A 4,240-nucleotide genomic window follows, 5' to 3' on the forward strand; every position below is an offset into this window, starting at 1 on the left:
GGCCCCACCACCCCCTCCTCCTGCGCCGGCTCCTCCCCCACCGACCCCACCGGTGCGCGAACCGGAACCGGAACCTCCGCCACCCGCCCCGCCGCCCCCGTCACCGTCACCGTCACCGTCACCGAGGCCGACACCGACACCGACGGTGCGCCCCGCCCCGGCGACAACACGGCCGGTCGCCGTCCCCACCTACCGCCGACCGTCCCGCAAGGTCCCGCGATCGGGCCCTTCCCTGGTCTCGACCACGCTGCTCATCACCGCGCCCGCGGTGTTCGCCGTGGCCGTCCTGCGGCCCCGCTCGTCCCGCTGACCCGCGCCCTCGCCCAGCCGCCCCGCCGCCCCGCCGCCCCGCGAAGGAGACCCATGTCGGAATGGCTCGTTCTCACCATCGCCATGGCCTCGGCCTGTGCCGTGGTCCTGACCATCGCCGTCCTCAACAACCGGCGCGTCGGGGAGGACGACGACCCGTCCCAGACACCCGACGTCATCGAGTACATGACGATGATGATCGGCGTGGTGTACGCCATCGTGCTCGGACTCGCCATCGCCGGCGTGTGGGAGGGCCGCAGCGCCGCCCAGGAGTCCGTCCGACTGGAGGCCCAGGCGCTGCACGAGGTGAGTGCGCGCTCCGCCGTCTACCCGGCGGAGGTCCGCGACCGCATCCGCAGGGACGTCGACGCCTACGTGGCCTACGTCGTCGACGAGGAGTGGCGCACCATGACGAAGCACGGGGACCTCACCGACGAGGGCACCCGCCTGCTGGACAAGGTCCGGGCCGACGTCACGCAGTACCGGCCGCGCGACGACCACGAGGGACAGGCGTACCAACCGCTGGTGGACCAGGTCGCCGCCGCCGACGACGCCCGGGGCGCCCGCGGGCAGAACGCGGGCGCGACCATGCCGGGGGTCGTCTGGTTCGGCCTGATCATCGGGGCGCTCGTCACCGTCGGCCTGATCTTCACCCTCCAGATCCGCAGGACCTTCCGCGAACTGCTGCTCGCGGGCCTCTTCAGCGTCCTCATCGCCTTCCTGCTCTTCCTGATCTGGGACTTCGACGCCCCCTTCGGCCGGGCCATCTCGGCGACCACCGCGCCCTTCGTGGACCTCTTCCCGCACGCCACGGGCGGGTAGGCGGGCCCCCGGCCGACCGGACGTGTCGGACGGCCCTGACCGGGCGTGTCGGGCGGCCCCCGGCCAGTGCTCCGGCCGTGCCCCGGCCGGGGGACAACGCTGCCCCATTCGCCTGACACCGATCGCGAGTGATATGCCGCACTTCTAGCGTTTCGCGCATCGAGGTGCATGTCCCATTCCGGCGGAACCGTTCCGCGGCTGCTCCTCGGGGACCCGGAGGATTCACCATGCGCGCGATACGTGTCGCACCCGTCGCCCTGCTGGGCGCGTCCCTGTGCGCCCTTGCGGTACCGGCCGCATCGGCCACCGTCCTCACCGGCGGCACGTCCACCTCGTTCACGCCCACCATCACTCCGTCGGCGGTCGCGCCGGGAGGCCAGGTCACCCTCGGCGCCGTGGGGTGCACCAGTGACGCGACCGCGTTCTCGGGCGTGTTCGACACCATCACCATCCCCCGGGACAAGTCGGCCACCGTCACCGTCGACAAGGAAGCCCGCCGGGGCGCCTCGTACGCGGTGACGTTCCGCTGCGGCACCAGCACGAAGACCGCGAACCTCTCCATCACGGGCGGTGCCACGGCCGCGCCCACCACGGCGCCCACCACCAGCTCCACGGTGGCCCCCAGAGGCGTCCAGGGCGGCCTCGGAGGCAGCGTGGGCACCATGGACCCGACTCGGATCGCAGCCGGATCCGCGCTGGTGACCGTCGCGGCCGCCGGTGCCTTCTACGCACTCCGCAAGCGGCGCGCGGCTTCCCGGCACTGACCGCCGGACACGTCCCCGCCCACGACAGTCGCCCCGGGTCCTGGTCCAGGACCCGGGGCGACGGGCGTATCGGGCCGGCCGGGACGTCGGACGCGTCAGGCCGACGCATTGCTCATCCGGCGCCGGACGAAGAGGACGGCACCACCGAGGGCCGCCGCGGCGACGAGCCCGCCGCCGACCTGCATATCGGTGGAGCTGGGGCCCATGGAACCGCCCAGCCCGCCCTGCGCACCGCGGCTGGGGACCACGGTGAAGCGGGCGGTGGCGACCTGGCCGTTCCCGCCCTGGTTGCCGCGGTCACCTCCGTTGCCGCGGTCACCCCCGTTGCCCCCGCCGTTGCCGCCGTTGCCGCCGTTGCCGCCCCCGAAGTTGTTGTCGCTCTCGTTGCACTTCACGGACAGGCTGTACTGCCCGGGTGTCGTGTTGTCCCGGATGTGCGCGGTGGCGTAGCCGACCCGGCCCGGCGAGAGGTTCACCGTCGGAAACGCGTTCGACCAGACCTTGCCGCCGGAGCGGCCGCAGCCCTCGGCACTGACCTGAAGGGTGGCGCCCTGGTGGACGCGGGACGGGTTGACGGTGACGTTGGTCGGAGCGTTGACGGGCTCGGTGCCCGGGCCGCCGCCCGCGGCGGCCAGCGGGGCGGCGAGCCCGACCGCCGCGAATGCGGTCGCGGTCACCGCGAGAGCGCGTGAAGCACGCATCTTCGAACCTCCTGCGGGAAGCGCCCCGGAGTCCTGTCCTCCGGGATCGATGAGGACGCATCCCATGACGAACCATCACCAACTGCGCCATATGCTGCATGTCGGCGCTGGTCCACCGCGGTGAGCCGACACGCCGCCGGGTCTTTCCCGCACCTGACGGAGCCGCAGGTCACGCTCCGTCAGAATTTTTATCCGCTCATTACTCCGAACAGCACGCCTCTCGTATGCGTCCCCCGTTCGCCCTTCCCTGATCGCCGCGGCTCGGCCCCCCGCCTAGCGTGGCGATGTCGCGACGAAGGGAAGAACCATGGGCCGGGACCAGTGGGACGCCGTACGGAGCAGACGGACGCCGTGGGGCGCGATCGCCTTGGTGATGCTCACCGGGCTCGCCCTCATGCGCAACGGCGTGGACGCCTCCGCCGGACCGCCGCAGCCGGCCGCCGCGGCCTCCGTCGCCGGCCCCCGCGACACGACCACCGCCGCTCCGGTCACCGACGAGCCCGTCCAGCCCCTCCCGTACGCCCCCGCCTCCCGTGTCCAGATCCCGTCGATCGAGGTGGACGCCCCCCTGGTCGACGTCAACCTCGACCCGGCCGGCTGGATCGAGGCCCCGCCTCCCCAGGACCCGAACCTCGCGGGCTGGTACCAGAACGGCATCGCCCCCGGGCAGCGGGGGACGGCCGTGGTGGTCGGTCACGTCGACAACCTGGCGGGCCCCGCGGTCTTCTACGGCCTGGGCTCCCTCAAGAAGGGCAAGCAGATCGAGGTCGCCCGGTACGACGACCGGGTCGCCGTGTTCGAGGTCTACGGGGTGGAGGTCTTCCCCAAGGACGACTTCCCCGGCCCCCGGGTGTACGGCGACACGGGCTACGCGGAGCTGCGGGTCATCACCTGCGGCGGCGGCTACTCGAAGGCCGACGGCTACGACGGGAACGTGGTCGTCTTCGCCCGGCTCGTGGAGACCCGGTAGCCGCCGCGCGGCCTCAGGTTCGGTGCGGCACCGTGGGCCGGTAGCCCTCCTCGATCAGCGCGGGCAGATACCTCCGCAGGGCGGCGACGGACTGGGACCGGTCGCCGCCCGCGTCGTGCGAGAGCACGATCACCCCCGGCCCCGCTCCCGCAGCGACCCGGCGGACGATGGTGTCGGTGCCCGGGGTCGTCCAGTCCAGGCTGTCGACCGTCCACGCCATGGGCTCCATGCCCATGGCGGCGCCGATCTCGAAGGAGTTCCGGTTCCAGGCCCCGTACGGTGCCCGGTACCACAGCGGCGGCTCCCCCAGCGTCTCCTCGATCACCTCGCTGGTGCTGCCCAGTTCGTCGCGGATCCGGCTCCTGGGCAGGCTCGGGATCAGCGGGTGCGACCAGGAGTGGTTGCCGACCACGTGCCCGTCGTCCGCCATCTCGCGCAGCAGGTCCCGGTTGCCGTCCGCCATCTCCCCGCAGACGAAGAACATCGCCCGCACCTCGTACCTGCGCAGGGTGGTCAGGATGTCCGGGGTGTAGAGCGGGTCGGGGCCGTCGTCGAAGGTCAGGACCATGGCCTCGGGCCCCAGCTCCGGCATCTCAGGCATCTCCTCGAACGGGCGGATGCGCACCGGCGGCGGCCCCGGGCGGAAGCGGGGCGGCGCCTGGCCGGTCATGGGC

At 72.7% G+C, this 4,240-nt stretch carries 5 protein-coding genes; 3 read left to right on the top strand and 2 right to left on the bottom strand.

The window, feature by feature from the left end:
* The first annotated feature begins 363 nt into the window (after positions 1-363).
* Entirely contained in the window at positions 364-1,131 is a 768-nt protein-coding gene (locus IH13_RS0133825) for a bestrophin-like domain (protein ID WP_031090587.1), read from the top strand.
* A 227-nt stretch (positions 1,132-1,358) separates the two neighbouring features.
* Entirely contained in the window at positions 1,359-1,895 is a 537-nt protein-coding gene (locus IH13_RS0133830; RefSeq protein ID WP_031090589.1) for a hypothetical protein, read from the top strand.
* A gap of 95 nt (positions 1,896-1,990) precedes the next feature.
* Here IH13_RS0133830 and IH13_RS0133835 read toward each other — a convergent pair whose 3' ends face one another.
* The gene (locus tag IH13_RS0133835; RefSeq protein WP_031090591.1) at positions 1,991-2,596 is read right to left on the bottom strand and encodes a hypothetical protein; all 606 of its coding nucleotides are present in this window, start codon (positions 2,594-2,596) and stop codon (positions 1,991-1,993) included.
* A 307-nt stretch (positions 2,597-2,903) separates the two neighbouring features.
* Between IH13_RS0133835 and IH13_RS0133840 the strand changes: the two genes are divergently transcribed.
* On the top strand, positions 2,904-3,566 hold the full coding sequence (locus IH13_RS0133840) for a class F sortase (protein WP_031090592.1): 663 nt from the start codon (positions 2,904-2,906) through the stop codon (positions 3,564-3,566).
* Positions 3,567-3,579: 13 nt separating this feature from the next.
* Here the strand turns inward: IH13_RS0133840 and IH13_RS0133845 are convergent.
* A partial coding sequence (locus tag IH13_RS0133845) for a polysaccharide deacetylase family protein (RefSeq protein ID WP_031090593.1) occupies positions 3,580-4,240 on the bottom strand: 661 nt, incomplete at its 5' end.

The sequence above is a fragment of the Streptomyces sp. NRRL WC-3549 genome, assembly GCF_000721935.1.
Taxonomy (GTDB): domain Bacteria; phylum Actinomycetota; class Actinomycetes; order Streptomycetales; family Streptomycetaceae; genus Streptomyces.